Source organism: Burkholderia puraquae (genome assembly GCF_002099195.1).
GTDB classification, from domain to species: Bacteria; Pseudomonadota; Gammaproteobacteria; order Burkholderiales; family Burkholderiaceae; genus Burkholderia; species Burkholderia puraquae.
The window spans coordinates 679,236-699,627 of the sequence record NZ_NBYX01000001.1 but is presented as its reverse complement, the minus strand read 5'-3'; the positions used below and the strand labels follow the sequence as shown (position 1 = coordinate 699,627).

The following is a 20,392-nucleotide window of genomic DNA, read 5'->3' as shown; positions in this document are numbered from 1 at the left end:
GGTGCGTCGGCAGCGATTCCGTTCATGGGCTTGCGCTCAGATCTGCTCCATCCCGACGCGCGCGAGGGCACCGAGATCGACGACGTCGATCTGGTTGTACGCGAGCCGCAGCGCGCCGAGCTTCTCGAGCTGCTGCAGCGCCTGGTTGATCCGCTGCCGCGATACGCCGACGAGCATGCCCAGTTCCTCCTGCGAGATCGACAGCGACGGGCCGGTGTCCGGGTACAGGTCGGGATTGAAAAGCTGCGCGAGCGCCTGCGCGACGCGTGCGTCGACGTCGAGCAGCCGGCTGTTCTGGATCGACGCGATGAATTCGCCCATCCGGTTGTTCAACTGGTGGATCACGAAGCGCGTGAACGGCAGGCTCGTGTCGAGCAGCGCGTGGAACGTGTCGACCGGCACGAACAGCACGGTCGAGCGCTGGATCGCGACGACTTCGTACTTGCGCAGCTCGCGCTTGATCACGCTGCCTTCGCCGAACCAGCCGCCCGACGGCACGCCGGAGAATGTGCAGCCGCGCCCCGACGCATTGAAGATCGCGAGCTTCAGCAGCCCGCGATGCACGCCGATCCAGTATTCGGACGGCGCGAGCCGATGCGCGATCACATCGCCGGCTTCGCACTGCTCGACGCGAGACTGCGCGAGCACGAGCGCCTGATGCTCGGGCGCGAGCGTGCGGAACCAGGCGCACTGGCCGAACAGCGTGGCCAGCGCCGGCAGCGGGCCCGGTTCGGAAAGGGCGTCGGCCGGGTCGGCGGGCGCGTCGAGCGGGGCAGCGAGAGGGTCGTGCATGGGTGCGGGTTTGCGAGGATAGGGATAACGCGCGGCGCGTGAAAGGCACTCTGTCGTTTCGATGACAGACGGCTCACAATAGCGCCCGTTAGGCTGTCGACAATTGAACCACATCAAAACGATCCGGGGTGGATGCGCCCCGGTCGACAGGACACGGGAGACAGGATCATGACGCAGATGTTCGAGGCCGGACTCGGCCGCCGCGATGCCAATTACGTGCCGCTCACTCCGATCGACTTCCTGGTCAGGACGGCCGAAGTCTACGGCGAGCGCCTTGCGATCGTGCACGGCGACGTGCGGCGCACCTGGGGCGAGACCTACACGCGCGCGAAGCAGCTGGCGAGTGCGCTCGCGCGGCTCGGCGTCGAGCGTGGCGATACGGTCGCGGCGATGCTGCCGAACATCCCGGCGATGGTCGAGGCGCACTTCGGCGTGCCGATGGCCGGCGCCGTGCTCAACACGATCAACACGCGGCTCGACGTGGCGACGGTGTTGTTCATGCTGCGTCATGGCGAGGCGAAAGTGCTGATCGTCGACACCGAGTATGCGGAGTTCGCGCATCGCGCGGCGCTCGAGGTGCCGGGCCTGAAGATCGTCAGCGTGGCCGACGCGATGCCGGCCGACCCTGCGCGCTTCGCGGGCGCGACCGACTACGAGGCGCTCGTTGCAAGCGGCGACGCCGACTACGCGTGGACGCCGCCCGCCGACGAATGGGACCCGATCGCGCTGAACTACACGTCCGGCACGACCGGCGACCCGAAGGGCGTCGTCTACCACCATCGCGGCGCCTATCTCGCGGCGATCAGCAACCTCCTCGAATGGGACATGCCGAAGCATGCCGTCTACCTGTGGACGCTGCCGATGTTCCACTGCAACGGCTGGTGTTTCCCGTGGGCCGTCGCGGCGCGCGCGGGCGTGAACGTCTGCCTGCGCAAGTTCGATGCGAAGACGGTGTTCGACCTGATCCGCCGCGAACGCATCACGCACTACTGCGGCGCGCCGATCGTACAGAGCGCGATTGCGAATGCACCGGCCGAATTCCGCGAAGGCATCGACCACACGGTGCACGCGATGGTCGCAGGCGCGGCGCCCGCGCCGGCCGTGATCGCGAAGATGAAGGAGATCGGCTTCGACCTGCTGCACGTGTACGGGCTGACCGAGGTCTACGGCCCGGCGACCGTGTGCGCGAAGCAGTCGCACTGGGAGGCACTGCCCGACGAGGAGCGCGCGCGGCTCAATGCGCGCCAGGGCGTGCGCTACCACCTGGAAGCGGGCGCGACGGTGCTCGATCCCGACACGATGGCGCCGGTGCCCGCCGACGGCGAGACGCTCGGCGAAATCATGTTCCGCGGCAACATCTGCATGAAGGGCTACCTGAAGAACCCGAAGGCGACCGACGAGGCATTCCACGGCGGCTGGTTCCATACCGGGGATCTCGCCGTGCTGATGCCGGACGGCTATATCCGGATCAAGGATCGCAAGAAGGACATCATCATCTCGGGCGGCGAGAACATCTCGAGCATCGAGGTCGAGGATGCGCTGTACCGGCATCCGGCGGTGGCGGTCGCCGCCGTCGTCGCGATGCCCGACCCGAAATGGGGAGAGGTGCCGTGCGCGTTCGTCGAGCTGCGCGAAGGCGCGAGCGCGACCGAGGCGGAGATCGTCGCGCATTGCAAGCAGCTGCTCGCGGGCTTCAAGGTGCCGAAGGCCGTGCGGTTCGGCGAACTGCCGAAAACATCGACCGGCAAGATCCAGAAGTTCCAGCTGCGCAATGCGGTTGGATCGGACAAGGCGATCGACCTGGCGGGCGACGACAAGAAGTAGGCGATGCGCCGGCCGTAGCCGGCCATCCGTTATCCGTCACGCATCACGTTCGAGCCGGAACACGCTGACTGCGTCCGCGAGGTGCGCGGCCTGGTCGCGCAGCGCGACCGCCGCGCGTTCGGCATCCGAAATCAGCAAGGCGTTCTGCTGCGTCGCGTCGCCGATCTGCGTGACGGCCAGGTTCACCTGCTCGATGCCGGTCGATTGTTCGCGCGACGCGGCGCTGATCTCGCCGATCAGCGTGCGGACCTGGTCGACCCGCGCGACGATGTCGCGCATCGTGCCGCGCGCGGCTTCCGCGATCCGGTAACCCTGTTCGACGGTCGTCGACGATTCGGTGCTCAGCGTGTCGATTTCCTTGACCGCGGCCGCGCTGCGCTGCGCGAGCGCGCGCACCTCGGCCGCGACCACCGCGAAGCCCTTGCCGTGTTCGCCCGCGCGCGCGGCCTCGACGGCCGCGTTCAGCGCCAGGATGTTGGTCTGGAACGCGATGCCTTCGATCGCGCCCGTGATCTCGGCGATCCGGCGCGTTGCACGGCCGATGTCGTCCATCGTCGCGACCACGCGCTGCACCGCGGCGTCGCCGTTCGTCGCGGCGGCCGACGCGTCGGTGACCAGCGCATTGGCCTGCGCCGCGTGCTCGGCACTCTGCTGCACGGCGGCGGTGATCTGTTCCATGCTGGCGGCCGTCTGTTCGACGCTGCTCGCCTGCGTCGCGATCCGCGCGGCGATGTTGCCGCTGCCGGCCGCGATGTCGACCGTGCCGCGCGCGATGTCGGCGGCGCTGTTGCGCACCTGCGCGACGATCCGCGCGAGGCCGTCGCCGATCCCGTCGACTGCCTGCACGAGCCGGCCGATCTCGTCGTTGCCTGCATTGCCGCGCGTGGCCGCGCCATCGCGGATGCGCACGCTGAGATCGCCCGCCGCATAGCGCTCGGAGGCCCGTGCCGCCGCATCGAGCGGCCGGCTCACGACGCGGCGTACCACGATGACGAACAGCGTCGCGAACGCCGCGACGAGCACGGCGCCGATCATCAGGAAGCGGTTCCGGGTGGCGCGCATGGTGGCGAGCAGTTCGTCGTCGAGCGCGATGCCGCCGACGAGCCATTGCCATTGCGGAATCGTCGTGAACGACACGAATTTCGCGGTCGGCCCGCCGTCGTGCGCGGCCGGGTCGGTCGACGTGTACGCGAGCCGGCCCTGGCCGGCCGCGAGCATCGTTGCGTACGGCGCGCGCGTGTCGTCGGCCGGCTGGCCGGCTGCATCCGGATGCACGACGAAGGTGCCGCGCGACGGGCCCTGCGATGCATCGAGCACGAAGTAGTAGCCGTTGTCGCCGATCTTCAGCGAACGGATGCCGTCTTCGACGAGCTTGAGTTCGGCGCCGATGTCGAGGCCGACGAACAGCGCGCCGATCACGCGGCCGGTTGCATCGGTCACCGGCTTGTACTGCGTGATGTACGGCCGGCCGAACAGCTTCGCGAGGCCCGTGTAGCTGCGTCCGGCGACGAGCGGCGCGTACGCGGGGCCCGCGCGGTCGAGCTTCGTACCGACGGCGCGCGCGCCGTCCTGCTTCTTCAGCGACGTCGTGATACGCACGAAGTCGTCGCCGTCACGCGCGAAGATCGTCGCGATCGCGCCGCTTTTCTTCAGGAACTGGTCGGGAATCGAATAGTCGAGGTCGAGCGGCTGGCCGCCCGCGTAGAGGGTCGGCGCGGCGACGCCGCCGATGTCGACGGTGCGTGCCGGGTCGAGCGAGAAATCAGGCGGCAGGAAGCTCGCGAACAGCGACATCGAGCGGTTCGCTTCGGCCGACAGCGCCTTGTCGAACAGGTCGACCATCGCGCGGATCGACTGCTCCTTGTCGACGATCCGCATGTGCGCTTCTTCGGCGAGCTGCTGGCCGGCGAAATGGGCGAGCGTCCAGGCGAAGACGGTAAACAGCAGGGCGACGAGCGCGCACGCCAGCGCGGCAAGACGCGCGCCGACGCTCACCCGGCCCAATTGGGTCAATCTCATGCAACATCCTGAGTGGGGAGGGAGAGGGGGCGGAACGCACGCGTCACCGCTAGTCGACCGTTTAATACGGCAACTTCGGCGAATTCTTTAGCGGTGTGTCGTCGATGGCGGCGCCAGCGGGTGCGGCCGCCGCACAGGTGCGAGGCGAGAAAGCGGGTTTCAGTGCGTCACGAGCCACGCGACGGCCAGATAACGGCCGACCTTCGCGATCGTCACGATGACGAGAAAGGTGGGCAGCGGCTCCCGCAGCACGCCGGCGATCATCGTCAGCGGATCGCCGATCACGGGCGCCCAGCTCAGCAGCAGCGACCAGCGGCCGTAGCGCGCATACCAGCGCTCGGCGCGCGCGAGCGCGGCCGGCTTGACGGGAAACCAGCGGCGCTTGCGGAAGTGCTCGATACCGCGCCCGAGCGCCCAGTTGATCACCGAGCCGGCGACGTTGCCGATGCTCGCGACGAGCACCAGCGCCCACACGGGTTCGCGCCCGGCGAGCAGCAGGCCGGCGAGCACGGCTTCGGACTGGAGCGGGAGCAGGGTCGCGGCGACCATCGACACGGCGAACAGGCCGCCGTAGGTGAGCAATTCGGACATCGCGCGATTGTACCGGGCACGCGCCGGCGGCCCTGGGTCGTAAGGTCACGCGGTCATGCGGTGTCGGCAGTACCGAACAGTGCGGGCCGATCGGCGCGAACAGGTGCCGCAGGCGGGTCGTGAGGGGCTTCATCCAGTCGCCCGGCTGGCCGGGCACGTCCGGCGAACCAGCCGCTACCCTAAAGCATTCGGCAATCGGCGGCGGCCCGGATGAAGCCTGGGCTTCGGCCGTTCAGTTCCAGCCGACCATGATGGCGCCCATCCCGACGAGCAAGCCGCCCGTCACGCGATTCATCGCGCGCATTCTTGCGGGCCGTTGCAGCGCTCGGCTCAGCCGGTGCGAGAACAGCGCCATCGACGCGACACCGCCCGCGAACAGCACCGCGAACGTCGCCGCGAGCAGCAGGAACTGCTGGTTCAGGCTCCAGTCGGCGCTCGGGATGATGAATTGCGGAAAGAACGACGGAAAGAACAGCAGCGTTTTCGGGTTCAGGCCGGAGGTCGCGACGCCGCGCCAGAACAGCGCGCGGTGCGAGTCGGTTTCCGGCCGTGCTTCTGCGGCCGGCCCGGCCGCCGCGGCAGGCGCGCCGGCGGGCGCACGGCTGAGCCATTGCTTGCAGCCGAGCCAGACGAGGTATGCCGCACCGGCCCAGCGCAGCACGGTCAGCGCGCGCTCGTCGAGATGCACGAGGGAATTCAGGCACAGCGCGGTCAGTGCGAGTTGCAGCAGCACGGCGAGCGTGCCGCCCCAGACGCACGGCAGCGCGCGGCGCCAGCCGGCGCGCAGCGCCTGGTTCATCGTGAGGAGGTTGACGGGGCCGGGGGCATAGACGAGAACGGCGGAAGCGGCGAGAAACGAGAGGTAAAGCCTGAACGACATGACGGGTAGGGAGGAACAGGAACACGGGCGCCGAAGCCGCGCGGCCGGATAGGCGCGCGGGCGGCGGGGAATCGCATGCCTGCTGGCCGGCACCGCAACTCGTGATTGCGGCCGTGCGTCCCGGTGCGAGGGGGTTGTCGCGGGGAGCGTGCCGGACAGCAGGCATGGGGAAAATATATCAAGGGGCCGGATTAAAAGGCTTCCTCTTTTCCACACAAACCAGCACAAATCCGGAATGTCGTTCAGATAGAATCTCCATTTTCAGTAGAAGATTCTTCCTGCCATGGCCACACGTGAACGCTCGCCGAAAACGCTCGACAGTCAAGATCGCAAGATCCTCGGTGCACTGCAGAAAAATGCGCGTCTGTCGAACGCCGAACTGGCCGAACAGATCGGCATGTCGACCACTGCGTGCTGGAACCGCACGCGGCAGCTCGAGGTGGACGGCTACATCGACGGTTACGTCGCGCTCGTCAACCAGCGGAAGCTGGGCTATGCGGACATCGTGATCCTCGAAGTCACGCTCGATCGTCACGAGGACGACGCGCTCGCCCGCTTCGGCGAGGAACTCGCCGCACTGCCCGAGGTGCTCGAGGCCTATCTCGTGTCGGGCGAATACGACTACTGGATCAAGGTCGCGGTGGACGGCACGGCCGGCTACGAGCGTTTCCTGCGCGAAAAGCTGTACAAGATTTCGAGCATCCGCCACAGCCGCTCGATGTTCGCGCTGCGCTGCATGAAGGACGTGCCGTCGATTCAGGTGTGACGGGGATGAGGACGGGGACGAGCGTGCGGCCGTCGTTGAAACGACGGCGCATGCGATTGCGCGTTTGCGCGGAGAAAGCCGCAATCGGGCGAGGGGCATGGCGTACTGCGCGGTTCGGCGCCTGCGCCGCCAACGCGGATGAATCTTCCGTCCGCGGCACTCAGGCGTACCTGCGCACCCATTGGAGAACGGCTGCCCGCCAGGGCAACCGACAGACAAAACCGCGCCGATGCCGATCGGCACCGGCATCGGCTTTAAAGCAATTTCAGAGCGACTTCAAGGCGCCCCAGATACAGGGGCGCATTCAACCGGGACAACGCCGGCCTGCTTCTGCGTGACTTGCCTTGCCAGGCGTTGCCCGACGCTGCGGCCTCATGGCGCGCGTCCGGGCAAACGGATCAGGCAGGGCGTCGCGCGGCCAGCCGGCTGGCGGCCGGTCATTCCGTTCAGTGCGGCAGGCGTGCGTGCGCTTCAGCGATGACTTCGCAGTTCTCGAGGTGGAGTGCCCAAGCTTCTGCAATCAGCTCGCCCACACGTGCGAGCCAGCCAGCGGATTCGGTGGAACGGTCGGAGACATTAGACGTTTGCATGACGAAGCCCCATAGAGGTGGCGAGTTAGGGATAACCCTAATCATAGCGAAACACCTCCGCTTTGTGAAATGCGATTTCGTTATATGAGAATTACTGACAATTTATGTTGCTGCTTCGCAACATGAATATCGGATGGCCTGGCGTGGCCCGCAGGCGTGACGAGGCCGTGCCGGCACAGCCTCGCCTGGGACAAGAGAGGGGATTCGAGCGGTGAGGAGGATGGCGGAAGCGGGCGCGGCTTACCGGCCGATCCACCCGAACCGCCACGACAGCCGCCGCGTCGCGGCGAGCAATGCTTGCGCGAGGCCGCTGTCCGGCCCGCGCGGGAAGCCGCGCGACGAGCCGATGATCGCGATCACGAGCCGGATGCTGCCGGTGTGATCGAACACGGGCGCGGCGACCGTCCCGATGCCCGGCACCGGCGCGTCGAACGCGAAATCGAGTTCGTCGGTGCGGATCGTCGCGAGCCGTGCGCGGAAGGCGTCGTCGGCCGGTGCGGCGGCGTTGCCCGCGAGGCGCACGGGCTCGTCCGCGAGCAGGTCGGCCAGCACGTCGTCGGACATGCCGGCCGCAAAGATCCGTCCGATCGCCGTGTTGACGAGCGACATCACCGTGCCGACCTGCAGGCTCACGTGCTGCGGCCGCGCCGATTCCTCGAGGCGGATCACGGTCGGGCCGAGCGGCCCGAGCGTCGCGGCCGCGACGCTCATGTCGGTTGCGCCGGCCAGCGCGACGATCTCGGCTTCCGCGTCGCGCGTCGGCGACACGCGTTGCATCGCGATCAGGCCGAGCGCCTGCCCGAGCGGGCCGCCGCCGAAGCAGCCCGCGTCGTCGCGGCTCAGCAGGCCGATCTTCTGCAGGCTGACGAGATGCGGAAAGGCTTTCGCGGCCGGCATGCCGGCCGCGGCCGCGAGATCGCGCAGCGGCAGCGCACGGCCCGCCGACACCAGCGCGAGCAGCAACTCGCCGGTGCTGTCGAGCGCATTGATCCCGCGCTGCGCCTTCGCATCGTCGGCCAGCGCGGGCGGCACGCGCGGGACGGCCGGGGCCGGGCCGGGCGCGGGTGGCGGTGCATCGTGCGCCGCACCGAGCGATGCGGTGGCCTGCCGTGCCGCGTCGCGCAGTGCCACCGCGATCGGGCCGTCCCAGTCGACGTCGATCGAGCCCGTCGACCCGATTACCGTCAACGCGAGTTGCAGCTTGCCGTCCGCGTCGAATACCGGCACGCACATCGCGCTGACGCCGGGGCTCGGCAGGTCGACGCCGCGCTCGATACCGCGTGCGCGGATCGCGTCGAGTTCCGCCTGCGGTACGCCGGCGTCCGGCACGGGCTGCTCGGCGCCCGCGAGCGTGGCGCCCGCACCGGCCTGGCTGGCCGCCATCGCGTCGAGTTGCGCGGGATCGCCGAACGCGCGGAACACGCGGCCGGTGGCGGTCGTGTCGAGCGACATCACCGAGCCGACGTGCAGGTTCACATGCAGCGGATAGCCGCCGTGCTCGATGCGCACGATCGTCGGCCCGAGCGCCCCCGGCACCGACAGTGCGACGCTCAGGCCGACCGTTTCCGCGAGCCGCGCCGCGTGCGGCAGCGCCGCGCGATAGGCCGGCTGGCGCTCGATCGACATCAGACCGAGCCGCAGCGACAACGGGCCCGGCTCGTAGTTGCCGGTGATCGCGTCGCGCTTCACGAGCGCGAGCCGCATCAGGCTGACGAGATAGGTGTGCGCCTGCGCGGTCGACAGGTCGGCCGCCGCAGCCAGCTCGGACAGGCCGAGCGGCTTGCGCCGGCGCGCGAGCGCGTCGAGCAGCCGGCCGCCGACCTCGACACTCTGGATCCCGCGCTGCGCCTTGGGCGGCGCGTCGTCTGCGCTGGCTTCGTGGTTCTGCACGCGATGATTCTTCCGTTGACGAAACCCCGCATGGTATCCGACGCCATTTATCGCGCCAGCCCGCAGGTTTACCCGTATTAGACAATAGCAAGTGACTTTGTCATTGACAAATATTCGGTGCGGGAAGATGATCCGCTCACTCCCCTCAACACATGGCTCGCAGCCACGGAACGCAACATGGCCAAAGCATTCGCCTCCCAAGCCGATCTGGAAGAGAAGAAAGTCACCTGGACGAAGCTGTCCGAGAACGCGTACGCGTACACCGCCGAAGGCGACCCGAACTCGGGCGTGATCATCGGCGACGACAGCGTGCTGATCGTCGACACGACCGCGACGCCCGCAATGGCGCAGGACCTGATCGCGAAGATCCGCAGCGTGACCGACAAGCCGATCAAGCACGTCGTGCTGTCGCACTACCACGCGGTGCGCGTGCTCGGGGCTTCCGCGTATTTCGACGAAGGCGCGCAGCACGTGATCGCGAGCCGCGGCACGTACGAGATGATCGTCGAGCGCGGCGAGGCCGACATGAAGTCGGAGATCGAACGGTTCCCGCGCCTGTTCGCCGGTGTCGAGACGGTGCCGGGCCTGACCTGGCCGACGCTCGTGTTCGAGCGCGAGATCACGCTGTTCCTCGGCAAGCTCGAAGTGAAGATCATGCACGTCGGCTCGGGCCACACGAAGGGCGACACGATCGTCTGGATCCCGTCGCAGAAGGTGCTGTTCTCGGGCGACCTCGTCGAGTACGACGCCGCGTGCTACTGCGGCGATGCCCAGCTCGAACAGTGGCCGGCCACGCTCGAGGCGCTGCGCGCGCTCGGCGCCGAGAAGCTCGTGCCGGGCCGCGGCCCCGCGCTGCTGAACCCGGCCGACGTGAACAAGGGCCTCGACTACACGAAGGATTTCGTCACGACGCTGCTCGCGCAGGGCCGCAAGGCCGTCGAGCAGAAGCTCGACCTGAAGGCATCGATGGCGCTCACGCGCGAAGCGATGGATCCGAAGTTCGGCCACGTGTTCATCTACGAGCACTGCTTGCCGTTCGACGTATCGCGTGCGTTCGACGAAGCGAGCGGCATCGCGCATCCGCGCATCTGGACGGCGCAGCGCGACAAGGAAATGTGGGCCGCGCTGCAGGACTGAGCGGCTTGCGCAGGCGGGGTGTCCGACAGGGCGCTCCGCCTTTTTTCTGACGCGGCGGCCGGCCGCGGCTTCCTGCCGTCTTGCCGTCTGCCGTATCCGACCTCACAAGAAAGCAGGGCGCACGTACGCCCTGGGAGACGGCCGCGCGCTCGAATCGCGCAGCCTGTTTGGAGAGAGACATGCCCCAATCGCTTCCCGCCGAAGCGACGCTCGCGCACGCGAGCGCTTCGGCCTCCGCTTCCGCTGCAGCGGACGACGCGCTGCTGTTCCGCAAGATCGCATGGCGGATCGTGCCGTTCCTGTTCCTCTGCTACGTCATCTCGTTCCTCGACCGCATCAACATCGGCTTCGCGCAGTTGCAGATGAAGCACGATCTCGGCTTCAGCGACGCGATGTACGGCCTCGGCGCCGCGGTGTTCTACGTCGGCTACGTGTTCTGCGAAGTGCCGAGCAACCTGCTGCTCGCGCGTTTCGGCGCGCGCCGCACGTTCACGCGGATCATGCTGCTGTGGGGTATCGCGTCGACCGGGATGATGTTCGTGTCGCAGCCGTCGCATTTCTACGTGCTGCGCTTCCTGCTCGGCGTGTTCGAAGCGGGCTTCTTTCCTGGCATCGTGCTGTACCTGACCTACTGGTTCCCCGCAAACCGGCGCGCGGCCGCGATCTCGGTGTTCTTCGCGGGCGTCGCGGTGGCCGGCGTGCTCGGCGGCCTGATGTCGGGCTGGATCATGCGCGACATGAGCGGCGTGCTCGGCCTGCACGGCTGGCAGTGGATGTTCGCGATCGAAGGCGCGCCGGCGATCCTGCTCGCGTTCGCCGCGTTCACGTTGCTGGTCGACCGGCCGCAGGATGCTACGTGGCTCACGTCCGATGAAAAGGCGCGGGTCGCCGCGCTGTGCGCCGACGGCCGCGGGCACGGCAGCGCGCACGACGGGCGCAGCCTCGTGGCCGCGCTCGCGAATCCGCGCGTGTACCTGTTCGCGTTCATCTATTTCTCGCTGACCTGCGCGTCGTTGACGCTCAACTTCTGGATGCCGCTGATGATCCGCGACTTCGGCGTGACCGACGTCGTGGCCGTGAGCCTGTACACGGTCGTGCCGAACGCGGTCGGCGCGGTGGGGCTGATCCTGATCGCGCGCCGTTCGGACCGCACCGGCGAACGCCGCAAGCACTTCGCGTGCTGCACGATCGGCGGCGGGCTCGCGCTGGCGGCATTGACGCTGCACCTGCACAGCTTCGCGGCGATGCTTGCGTGCCTGTCGGTCGCGGCGACGCTGATCTTCGCCGCGCTGCCGATCTTCTGGGCCGTGCCGACCCGCTACCTGTCGGGCAACGCGGCCGCGGCCGGGATCGCGCTGATCAGCAGCATCGGGATCACGAGCGGCATCGTCAGCCCGTGGGTGATCGGGATGATCCGCACGCGCACCGGCAGCATGGATCTCGCCGTGTATCTGCTGGCCGCGCTGCTGGTGGCGAGCGGGGTCGCGCTGATGCTCGGCGTGAAAGGCGAAACCGCGCCGCGCGGCTAAGGAGCAACGGCCGGTCGCCGCGCGCGGGCGGCGGCGACCGGCACCACGTGTGCGCCCCGTACCCGAATCCATCGAGGAGACGATCGATGTCAGCCCCTCTTCAAGCGGACGCCGCGCGTGCCGTCGCGTCCGGCGTCGCTTCACCGGACGACGACGCGCTGTACCGGCGCATCGGCGCGCGGATCGTGCCGTTCCTGTTCATCTGCTACATCGTGTCGATCCTCGATCGCAGCAACATCGGTTTCGCGCAGTTGCAGATGCGGCAGGATCTCGGCCTGACCGACGCGATGTACAGCCTCGGTGCGGTGCTGTTCTTCGTCGGTTACGTATTGTTCGAAGTGCCGAGCAACGCGCTGCTGCGCCGCTTCGGCGCACGCCGCACGTTCGCGCGGATCATGTTCCTGTGGGGCGCCGTGTCGGTCGCGATGATCACCGTCGACAGTGCGAAGCATTTCTACGTGCTGCGCTTCCTGCTCGGGTTGTTCGAGGCCGGCTTCTTCCCGGGTGTGGTGTTCTACCTGACGTACTGGTATCCGGCGCGGCGGCGCGCGTCGGTGCTGTCGATCTTCTATGCGGGCGTCGCGGTGGCCGGGATGGTCGGCGGGCTGCTGTCGGGCTGGCTGATGCGCGGGATGTCCGACGTGCTCGGGCTGCACGGCTGGCAATGGATGTTCGCGATCGAGGGCGCGCCCGCGATCCTGCTCGGCGCGATCGCCTGGTTCTGGCTGTGCGATCGCCCCGAGCACGCGCGCTGGCTGTCCGACGCCGATCGCCAGCGGCTCGCGGCCGACCTGGCTGCCGACCGCGCCGGTGCCGATACGCCGGCGCCGCATTCGTTGCGGCAGGTGCTGGCCGAACCGCGCACCTACCTGTTCGCGTTCATCTATTTCTCGCTGACCACCGCGCTGCTGATGCTGCTGTTCTGGATGCCGCTGATGATCCGCGAATTCGGCATCCACGACGTCGTGCAGATCAGCCTGCTGTCGGTTGTGCCGAACGCGATCGGCGCGGCCGGCCTGATCGCGATCGCGCGGCGCTCCGATCGCAAGCGCGAACGGCGCTGGCACTTTGCGGCATGCGCGTTCGGCGGCGCGGTTGCGCTCGCGCTGCTGACGCTGCACCTGTCGAGCATCGTCGCGATGATGGCGCTGCTGTCGATCGCGGCGATGCTGATCTTCGCCGCGCATCCGGTGTTCTGGGCGGTGCCGTCCGCGTATTTCTCCGGCGCGGGCGCGGCGGGCGGGATCGCGCTGATCAGCAGCATCGGCGTGTCGAGCGGCATGATCACGCCGTGGCTCGTCGGGCTGATTCGCACGAGGACCGGCAGCATGGACCCGGCGATGCTGATGATTGCGGCGCTGTTGGCCGCGTGCGCGGTCGCGATGCTGCTGGGTGTGCGGGCGGTGCCGCGCGACGGGGCGGCGTGACGCTGGCGGTGACGGTGCGATTCAGTGAAAGTACAGAAACAGCCCGGGCAGCACGAGCAGGCCGTGCAGCACCAGCGCCCCGTAGATCATGCCGCCGCGCGCCTGCGGGTCGATCGACAGGCAGACGATCGCCGCGATGACCCCGATGGCCGATATGTTTGCCGCCCAGAGAAGCGCGGTGATGAGCACGCGAACGCCGGTGTACGGATCTTCCATCGCATTGGCGGACACGTAGCCGATCAGCAGCGCGAGCAGCTCGATGAGCGCGACGACAAAAAGACCGGTCGCGATTCGCGTCGTTCGTTTGGCAGTGTTCATGGCAAGTCGGGGTGTGTAGGGGCAGGGGCGCTAGCCTACACGATCAGTCCCGAATATGTCGCGTCATGGGGGCGGCGGGAAGCCGGGCGTGGCGCGGCCGTCGCCTGGCCGACATCGCGTCGGCTACGCCCGGTACACCTCGATCCGGTTGCGGCCGCGCTCCTTCGCGAGATAGAGCGCCTTGTCGGCGCGCGACAGCGGCTGGTACGCGCCGAAATCCGACGGCCGCATCGCGTCGATGCCGATGCTGACGGTCAGCGTGACCTGCTGGTCCTCGTGCGTGAGCCGCGCCTGCATCGTGCGTTGCTGCACGCGCTGCGAGAATGCCAGCGCGGTGTCGAGATCCGCCCCCGGCAGCACGATCGCGAATTCTTCGCCGCCGACCCGGCCGACGATGCCGTCCGGCCCGGTTTCCGCGAGCAGCAGCCGCGCGAAATGCCGCAGCGCGCGGTCGCCGACCGGGTGGCCCCAGCGGTCGTTCAGCGCCTTGAAGTGATCGAGGTCGAGCATCAGCACCGCGGCGGCCCGGCCGGTCTCGCGCACGGTGCGCAGCGCGGCTTCGCTTTGCCGCATGAACGCATGGCGGTTCGACAGTTGCGTCAGGTGGTCGGTCGTGGCCATCCGGTGCAGTTCGGCCTCGATGTGCTTGCGGTCGGTCGCGTCGGTGATGAAGCCGTGCCACACGGTGCCGCCGTCGGACGTGCGTTGCGGGCGCGCGTCGCCTTCGCGCCAGCGCAGGCCCTGGCCGGGCAGCAGCACGCGATATTCGAGGCGCCACGGCGTCAGTCGCACCGACGAGTCGTGCAGCGACTGCCGATAGGCGAGCAGGTCGGCCGGATGGATCCGCGTCTCGACCGCCTCCGCGTTGCCCGCGATCTGCGCGGGCGTCAGTTCGTAGATGTCGCCGACACCCGCGCTCGCGTAGGAAAAGAAGCGGCGCCCGTCGACCGTCTGCCGCAGCTGGAACACGAGCCCGGGAACCTGGTCGGTGAGATCCGTGACGAGCGCGGCCGAGTCGCGCAACCGCGTGGCGAGCTCGCGCAGCGCCGTGATGTCCGTGGTCGTCCCGACCATCCGGAGCGCCCGGCCGCTGTCGTCGCGGGCAATCACCTTGCCGCGGCTGCGGATCCATTTGTACGAGCCGTCCTTGCATCGGATGCGGTGCTCGACCGCGTAGCTGTCGGTGCGGCGCTCGAAGTGCGCGAGCATCGCGGCCTTCACGTCGTCGATATCGTCGGGATGCAGCCGTTCGTACGCATCCTCGATCCGGGTGCTGAGCTCGTGCGGTGCGTAGCCGAGCAGCGCCTTCCAGGCCGGCGAGTAATGGATTTCGCCGGTTTCCACGTTGCGATCCCACACGCCGGTGCCGCTTTCGGTGAGCGCGAGCGTGGTCAGCGTGCTGTGTTCCTCGACGATGCAGATGTGTTCGCGCAATGCGGCGGCTTCGATCGCGTGGGCAAGCGCGCTTGCGGCGAGCGTGGCGAGGTCGCGCAGCAGCGCGCATTGGGTGGCGTCGAGCGCCAGGCGCGTAGCGTCGACGACGCACAGCGTGCCGAGTGTCGCCCCATCGGGCGCGGCCAGTTCGCAGGCCGCGACGATCCGCAGCGTGTGAGACGGGCCGTTGTCGCCTTGGCCGTTGGCGTGGGCGCCGTGCGGGGCGAATCGGCCGTCGGCACCCGGATCCGGTTCGACGAGCGGCGGCAGGTTATCGGCGGGAAGCGGATCGGGCAATGCACCGTCTGCCGCCAGCACGCATTGCGCATCGGCTTCGGCGCGCGCAATGAACGCGCCGGCGGCGCCGAAATGCGCACGCGCGACACGGCAGACGGTGTCCAGTTCGGGCAGGGGCGCGAGCGCGGGCCGGCGGTCGGCCGAACTGCGCGCGGAGGCCGGCGCATCGCCGGGTTCGGTGATGAACATTCGGAACCGCATGGTCGAATTTCGCAACGGACGATTGCCCTCGTGATCGGACGAATACCGGTCGAACGAGGCGGCTTGGGGGATTGCAATCGCAGAGCTTACTGTTGCGCGGAATGCGTGGCAAGCGGACTGGAATCGTCTGTCGGCGCGCGCCATTTGCGATGGTCGGGAAAGAATCCGGCGCGTGTTTCCGTAGACGAATCCAGCGCTCGACACGTGCCCGGGAACTTGCCGCCGAACTTCTGACGAATGCGGGCGATTCGCCGCGCATCACCGCGTTCGACGGCACGTCCCGGGGTTCGACGTGCGTGTCGCTTTCGACCTCAGGGATGCCCCGTGGTCAGCGGGCCGTCACGTAACGCGGTGCGGGCGTATCGGCCGACAGGTGCGGTGCCATCGTGCGGCGCGCGGCCTCGTACGCAGCCCATTCGTCTCCCGCGTGCAGCGACGGGATCGTTACGAGTTCGCCGCGATCGAAGCCGACCAGCGCCGCGTCGACCATGTCAGGCGCCGGCATCACGATTTCCTTGGGCAGATGCTCGAGCGGCAGGCCGCCCGTCTGCCAGAAATCGGTGGCGGTCGCGCCGGGCAGCACGGCCTGCACCTGCACGCCCTTGCCGGCGAGCTCGTGATGCAGCGACTGGCTGAACGCGAGCACGAACGCCTTGCTGCCGCCGTACACGCCGTTCAGCGTTTCCGGCGAGATCGCGACGATCGACGAAATGTTGATCACGGCACCGCGGCCGCGGGCGACGAAACCGGGCACCGCCGCATAGGTGAGGCGCGTGAGCGCAGTCACGTTCAGGTCGATCATCCGCGTCATCGCGTCGACGTCGCTGTCGAGCAGCGGCGCGTGCGTGCCGACGCCCGCGTTGTTCACGAGCAGCGTGATGCTCGCATCCTGCTTCAGCTTCGCCTCGACGTCGGCGAGTGCGGCGCGGTCGTTGAGGTCGGCGTCGATGATTTCGACGCTGCGCTGCGTGTCGTTCGTGATGCGGTCGGCGAGGGCGACCAGCCGGTCGCGGCTGCGCGCGACCAGGATCAGGTCGTAGCCGCGGCGCGCGAGGCGGTCGGCGTAGACGGCGCCGATGCCCGACGACGCGCCGGTAATGAGGGCGGTACCGCGATGTGCTTGCGTCATGATGTGCTCCGTTTCGATGGGAATGGCCGGATGGCGTGAAGCCATTCTGGTCTCGAATCGTTGTGACGCAAATGACGTAGATGGGTATGATTCAGGACATCGGGTCGATCCGCATGCCCGGGACAGGAGAACGCACATGCACCGCATCGGCTTTCTGATCAGCGACGGCTTCCAGATCATGGCGCTCGCCGCGCAGTCGGTGTTCGAGTACGCGAACATGGGCATGAGCGAGCCGTTCTACGTGATGGACAACTATTCGGTCGACGGTGGCGACGTGCGCTCGTCGCTCGGGCTGCCGGTCGCGACGCACGCGCTGCGCGGGCGGATCGCCGTCGATACGTGGATCGTCGCGGGCGTCAACGATCCGCTTGCTGCGCCGGCGCCGGCCGGTGTCGTCGCATTCCTGCGCCGTCCCAACGCGCGCACGCGGCGGATCGCCGGTATCTGCACGGGCGCATTCGTGCTGGCCGAGGCCGGGCTGCTCGCGCAGCGCCGCGCGACGACGCACTGGGCGTTCGGCCGCGACATGCAGCGGCACTACCCGGAGATACGCGTCGAGGAAGACCGGATCTACATCGTCGACGGCCCGGTCTGGACGTCGGCCGGGATGACGGCCGGCCTCGACCTCGCGCTCGCGATGGTGGAGAAGGATCTGGGCGCCGATGCCGCACGGTCGGTCGCGCACAAGCTCGTGATGCACCAGCGGCGGGCCGGCGGCCAGTCGCAGCATTCGGAAATGCTGGATCTCGCGCCCAAATCCGACCGGATCCAGAACGCGCTGAACTACGCGCGGCAGAATCTCGGCCGCGCGCTGACCGTCGAGGATCTCGCCGAAGCCGTCCACCTGAGCCCACGCCAGTTCAGCCGCGTGTTCACGCTCGAAACGGGGCAGTCGCCCGCGAAGGCGATCGAGCGGCTGCGGCTGGAGTCCGCGCGGCTGATGATCGAGCAGAGCCGCCATTCGCTCGACGTGATCGCGAAGGAAAACGGCTTTCGCGACCGCCGGCACATGCGCGAGGCGTTCGTGCGCGGGTTCGGCGTGCCGCCGCAGGCGATGCGGCGCGAGGCGCGTGTGGGCGAACGGGAAGCGGGCTGACGCCCACGGGTGCGAGGCGCCAGCACGGGTCGGAAAAATCGCGCAGAATCTCCGACTCGCTTCGCGAGGAGACACCATGCACACCGAGCCGTTCGACATTGCGATACCCGATCACGCGCTGGATGACCTGCGCCGGCGCTTGCGGGCCCGCCGCCCGCCGACGCTGACACCCGCCGAGCCGTGGCAGCAGGGGGTGGACGGCACGTGGCTGCGTGGCCTGGCCGAGTACTGGGCCGAGCGCTTCGACTGGCGCGCGGCGGAGCGTGCGTTGAACCGGTTGCCGCAATTCGTCGCGGACGCAGGCGGGCAGCGCGTGCATTTCATCCATCGGCGGGGGGCGGGACCGAAACCTTATCCGCTCGTCATGACGCACGGCTGGCCGGGCTCCGTGTTCGAATTCGATGCGTTGATCGATCGCCTCTGCGATCCGGCGGCATTCGGCGGCGATCCTGACGACGCGTTCGATGTCGTCGTACCGTCACTGCCCGGCTTCCTGTTTTCGCCCGCGCCCACGGCGCCGGGCGTGTCGGCATTTCAGGTCGCCGACCGCTGGGCGGCGTTGATGTCCGGCCTCGGATATCGACGCTTCGGCGCGCAAGGCGGCGATCTCGGCGCGGGCGTGTCGATCGCGCTCGGCGCGCGACATGCCGACAGGGTGGACGGCATCCATCTGAACTACCTGCCCGGCGGCTACGAGCCTCCGGCCGACGCGGCCTTGCCGCTGACCGAGGACGAACGGGCGTTCGTGACGCAGCGCGGCGAGTGGGCCGCGCTGGAAGGCGGATACGCGCATGTGCACATGACGAAGCCGCAGACGCTCGCCGTCGCGCTCAACGATTCGCCGGCCGGACTGGCCGCATGGATCGCCGAGAAATTTCGCGCGTGGAGCGATTGCGACGGCGACGTCGCACGGCGGTTTTCGCACGATACGCTGCTGACCGGAATCTCGCTTTACTGGTTCACCGGCTGCATCGGTTCTTCAATGCAGATGTATTGGGAAAACCGGCTGCAGCCAATGCGCTTCGCGGCCGGGCAGCGCGTGGCGGTGCCCGTCGCGTTCGCGCGCTTTCCGAAGGAAATCAGCCACCCGCCGCGCAGCTGGCTCGAGCGCGTGTTCGACGTCGTGCAGTGGACCGCCATGCCGAGCGGCGGCCATTTCGCGGCGATGGAAGAGCCGGATCTGCTGGCCGGCGATATTCGGAGATTTTTCCGGCGCTTTCGGTAACGAGCGGGTTGGCCGGCGACGCGGGCGAAGCGCACCACGCGGATCGTGACCCGACGATGTTGCCCGCGTTACCGCGTTACCGCGTGACGAACGGCGCGGCGTCGTCCGGCGCCGTGCGCGCATGCTTGCGCTGGCGCAGCAGCGCGACGCGGCAGTTCTCGCGCGCGGTTTCGCGGCCGTCGTCGTCGAGCAGCACGAGATCGCCGCGCATCACGTTGAGCGTGATCACATCCTCGCCCGGTGCGCCGAGCGTTTCCGGCGTATGCACCGAGCCGGCCGGTTCGAGCACCGTCGAGCCCGCTTGCGCGACCCAGTCGTACTCGCGGTAGCGCCACGCGCCCTGCAACGTATGGACGAACACCTCGCCGTCGTGACGGTGGCGCGGCAGCGTGCCGCCGGCCGGCATCTTCAGCAGCGCGGTCAGCGTGTCCTCGGCCGCATTGATGTGCAGGTACTTGATCGCCAGCCCCGGCAGGTCGGCGCTCATCGGCAGCCACGGCAGCGCGTCGCCGGGCAGGCACGAGATCGGCGGCAGGTCGGTGGGGAGCGGGGCGGACGGCTGCGTCATGGCGGGAGGCGGAGCGGAAATGGGGAGCACGCATTATCGCAGAGCTGGCTCAAGCAGCCGAGCGGGACGTTTCGCATCGGTTTGAACCCAGGCGCATGCGAAGGGACGATCCTTGCATGCTGGGATATACAGTCAAACTGTACAGTTTGACTGTATATCTGCTATCTTGAATTCATGAACACGCCATCGCCTCCCTCCGACGCGCTCCCCCTGGCCGGTCTCGCCGGCGAACTCCGCATCTCGGTCGGCAAGCTGATGCGGCGGATGCGGGAGCAGATCCACCCGAACGACCTCACGTCGTCTCAGAAATCGGTGCTGTTGCGGCTCGACCGCGACGGTCCCGCGACCGTGTCGGCGCTCGCGCGCGCCGAAAGCGTGCGCCCGCAGTCGATGCGCGTGACGGTCGCCGCGCTCGAGACGCTGGGTGCCGTCAGCGGCGAACCCGATCCCGCCGACGGCCGGCAGACGCTGATCGCGCTCACGCCCGGTTTCCGCAAGGTGTTGCAGGCCAACCGCGCGGCCAAGGACGACTGGCTGTTGCGCGCGCTGCACGCACAACTGTCGGACGCAGAGCGGGCCGAGCTCGCGTCGGCCGTGAAGCTGCTGCAGCGGCTCGCTGAATTCCAGGATCCGGCGCGCCCGTGAAACGCATCTGCCCGCTTGCCGAAAGGACAACCTG

17 protein-coding genes are annotated in these 20,392 nt (G+C 68.3%); 8 read left to right on the top strand and 9 right to left on the bottom strand.

Going from position 1 to position 20,392, the window contains the following annotated elements; all coding sequences use genetic code 11:
* Nucleotides 1-36: 36 nt before the first annotated feature.
* Nucleotides 37-792 (bottom strand): Crp/Fnr family transcriptional regulator, encoded by a 756-nt coding sequence (locus B7G54_RS03145; RefSeq protein WP_085037704.1) that lies wholly within the window; start codon nt 790-792, stop codon nt 37-39.
* Between the two features lie 168 nt (nt 793-960).
* Between B7G54_RS03145 and B7G54_RS03140 the strand changes: the two genes are divergently transcribed.
* Nucleotides 961-2,616 (top strand): acyl-CoA synthetase, encoded by a 1,656-nt coding sequence (locus B7G54_RS03140; protein ID WP_085037703.1) that lies wholly within the window; start codon nt 961-963, stop codon nt 2,614-2,616.
* A gap of 36 nt (nt 2,617-2,652) precedes the next feature.
* On the opposite strand, the gene B7G54_RS03135 is transcribed toward B7G54_RS03140, so the two are convergent.
* The 3 genes from B7G54_RS03135 to B7G54_RS03125 form a co-directional block, all read right to left on the bottom strand.
* Complete coding sequence (locus B7G54_RS03135; protein ID WP_085037702.1) at nt 2,653-4,635, bottom strand: methyl-accepting chemotaxis protein; 1,983 nt, start codon at nt 4,633-4,635, stop codon at nt 2,653-2,655.
* Nucleotides 4,636-4,794: 159 nt separating this feature from the next.
* Nucleotides 4,795-5,226 (bottom strand): YqaA family protein, encoded by a 432-nt coding sequence (locus B7G54_RS03130; RefSeq protein ID WP_085037701.1) that lies wholly within the window; start codon nt 5,224-5,226, stop codon nt 4,795-4,797.
* Between the two features lie 232 nt (nt 5,227-5,458).
* Nucleotides 5,459-6,106, bottom strand: coding sequence for a LysE family translocator (locus tag B7G54_RS03125; protein WP_085037700.1), 648 nt, complete (start codon nt 6,104-6,106; stop codon nt 5,459-5,461).
* A gap of 283 nt (nt 6,107-6,389) precedes the next feature.
* Here B7G54_RS03125 and B7G54_RS03120 point away from each other — a divergent pair, with 283 nt between their 5' ends.
* Entirely contained in the window at nt 6,390-6,872 is a 483-nt protein-coding gene (locus tag B7G54_RS03120; RefSeq protein WP_021159229.1) for an Lrp/AsnC family transcriptional regulator, read from the top strand.
* A gap of 830 nt (nt 6,873-7,702) precedes the next feature.
* Here the strand turns inward: B7G54_RS03120 and B7G54_RS03110 are convergent.
* Nucleotides 7,703-9,352 carry an IclR family transcriptional regulator gene (locus B7G54_RS03110; RefSeq protein WP_085037698.1) on the bottom strand — a complete coding sequence of 550 codons (1,650 nt, stop codon included), beginning with the start codon at nt 9,350-9,352 and terminating at the stop codon, nt 7,703-7,705.
* A gap of 177 nt (nt 9,353-9,529) precedes the next feature.
* Here B7G54_RS03110 and B7G54_RS03105 point away from each other — a divergent pair, with 177 nt between their 5' ends.
* The 3 genes from B7G54_RS03105 (at nt 9,530) to B7G54_RS03095 (ending at nt 13,445) form a co-directional block, all read left to right on the top strand.
* Entirely contained in the window at nt 9,530-10,489 is a 960-nt protein-coding gene (locus tag B7G54_RS03105) for an MBL fold metallo-hydrolase (protein WP_085037697.1), read from the top strand.
* Nucleotides 10,490-10,668: 179 nt separating this feature from the next.
* Nucleotides 10,669-12,018, top strand: coding sequence for an MFS transporter (locus tag B7G54_RS03100; protein ID WP_085037696.1), 1,350 nt, complete (start codon nt 10,669-10,671; stop codon nt 12,016-12,018).
* Between the two features lie 86 nt (nt 12,019-12,104).
* A complete protein-coding gene (locus B7G54_RS03095) occupies nt 12,105-13,445 on the top strand; it encodes an MFS transporter (RefSeq protein ID WP_085037695.1) in 1,341 nt (446 codons plus the stop codon).
* Nucleotides 13,446-13,466: 21 nt separating this feature from the next.
* On the opposite strand, the gene B7G54_RS03090 is transcribed toward B7G54_RS03095, so the two are convergent.
* The 3 genes from B7G54_RS03090 to B7G54_RS03080 form a co-directional block, all read right to left on the bottom strand.
* Nucleotides 13,467-13,763 (bottom strand): hypothetical protein, encoded by a 297-nt coding sequence (locus B7G54_RS03090; protein ID WP_085037694.1) that lies wholly within the window; start codon nt 13,761-13,763, stop codon nt 13,467-13,469.
* Between the two features lie 123 nt (nt 13,764-13,886).
* Nucleotides 13,887-15,683 carry a sensor domain-containing diguanylate cyclase gene (locus tag B7G54_RS03085; protein ID WP_085037693.1) on the bottom strand — a complete coding sequence of 599 codons (1,797 nt, stop codon included), beginning with the start codon at nt 15,681-15,683 and terminating at the stop codon, nt 13,887-13,889.
* 340 nt (nt 15,684-16,023) lie between these two features.
* A complete protein-coding gene (locus B7G54_RS03080) occupies nt 16,024-16,824 on the bottom strand; it encodes an SDR family NAD(P)-dependent oxidoreductase (RefSeq protein WP_085037692.1) in 801 nt (266 codons plus the stop codon).
* Between the two features lie 136 nt (nt 16,825-16,960).
* Between B7G54_RS03080 and B7G54_RS03075 the strand changes: the two genes are divergently transcribed.
* Both B7G54_RS03075 and B7G54_RS03070 read left to right on the top strand, forming a co-directional pair.
* A complete protein-coding gene (locus B7G54_RS03075; RefSeq protein ID WP_085037691.1) occupies nt 16,961-17,920 on the top strand; it encodes a GlxA family transcriptional regulator in 960 nt (319 codons plus the stop codon).
* A 76-nt stretch (nt 17,921-17,996) separates the two neighbouring features.
* Nucleotides 17,997-19,145, top strand: coding sequence for an epoxide hydrolase family protein (locus tag B7G54_RS03070; RefSeq protein ID WP_085037690.1), 1,149 nt, complete (start codon nt 17,997-17,999; stop codon nt 19,143-19,145).
* Between the two features lie 76 nt (nt 19,146-19,221).
* Here B7G54_RS03070 and B7G54_RS03065 read toward each other — a convergent pair whose 3' ends face one another.
* Nucleotides 19,222-19,713, bottom strand: a complete 492-nt coding sequence (locus B7G54_RS03065; RefSeq protein WP_085037689.1) for a 2,4'-dihydroxyacetophenone dioxygenase family protein — start codon at nt 19,711-19,713, stop codon at nt 19,222-19,224.
* A 174-nt stretch (nt 19,714-19,887) separates the two neighbouring features.
* Here B7G54_RS03065 and B7G54_RS03060 point away from each other — a divergent pair, with 174 nt between their 5' ends.
* On the top strand, nt 19,888-20,358 hold the full coding sequence (locus B7G54_RS03060) for a MarR family winged helix-turn-helix transcriptional regulator (RefSeq protein ID WP_085037688.1): 471 nt from the start codon (nt 19,888-19,890) through the stop codon (nt 20,356-20,358).
* The last annotated feature ends 34 nt before the right edge of the window (nt 20,359-20,392 follow it).

Coding starts and splice junctions, on each gene's coding strand:
- B7G54_RS03060 (WP_085037688.1), top strand. CDS start 19,888: ATGAACACGCCATCGCCTCCCTCCGACGCGCTCCCCCTGGCCGGTCTC.
- B7G54_RS03085 (WP_085037693.1), bottom strand. CDS start 15,683: ATGTTCATCACCGAACCCGGCGATGCGCCGGCCTCCGCGCGCAGTTCG.
- B7G54_RS03090 (WP_085037694.1), bottom strand. CDS start 13,763: ATGAACACTGCCAAACGAACGACGCGAATCGCGACCGGTCTTTTTGTC.
- B7G54_RS03120 (WP_021159229.1), top strand. CDS start 6,390: ATGGCCACACGTGAACGCTCGCCGAAAACGCTCGACAGTCAAGATCGC.
- B7G54_RS03100 (WP_085037696.1), top strand. CDS start 10,669: ATGCCCCAATCGCTTCCCGCCGAAGCGACGCTCGCGCACGCGAGCGCT.
- B7G54_RS03080 (WP_085037692.1), bottom strand. CDS start 16,824: ATGACGCAAGCACATCGCGGTACCGCCCTCATTACCGGCGCGTCGTCG.
- B7G54_RS03075 (WP_085037691.1), top strand. CDS start 16,961: ATGCACCGCATCGGCTTTCTGATCAGCGACGGCTTCCAGATCATGGCG.
- B7G54_RS03130 (WP_085037701.1), bottom strand. CDS start 5,226: ATGTCCGAATTGCTCACCTACGGCGGCCTGTTCGCCGTGTCGATGGTC.
- B7G54_RS03140 (WP_085037703.1), top strand. CDS start 961: ATGACGCAGATGTTCGAGGCCGGACTCGGCCGCCGCGATGCCAATTAC.
- B7G54_RS03145 (WP_085037704.1), bottom strand. CDS start 792: ATGCACGACCCTCTCGCTGCCCCGCTCGACGCGCCCGCCGACCCGGCC.
- B7G54_RS03125 (WP_085037700.1), bottom strand. CDS start 6,106: ATGTCGTTCAGGCTTTACCTCTCGTTTCTCGCCGCTTCCGCCGTTCTC.
- B7G54_RS03105 (WP_085037697.1), top strand. CDS start 9,530: ATGGCCAAAGCATTCGCCTCCCAAGCCGATCTGGAAGAGAAGAAAGTC.
- B7G54_RS03070 (WP_085037690.1), top strand. CDS start 17,997: ATGCACACCGAGCCGTTCGACATTGCGATACCCGATCACGCGCTGGAT.
- B7G54_RS03095 (WP_085037695.1), top strand. CDS start 12,105: ATGTCAGCCCCTCTTCAAGCGGACGCCGCGCGTGCCGTCGCGTCCGGC.
- B7G54_RS03065 (WP_085037689.1), bottom strand. CDS start 19,713: ATGACGCAGCCGTCCGCCCCGCTCCCCACCGACCTGCCGCCGATCTCG.
- B7G54_RS03135 (WP_085037702.1), bottom strand. CDS start 4,635: ATGAGATTGACCCAATTGGGCCGGGTGAGCGTCGGCGCGCGTCTTGCC.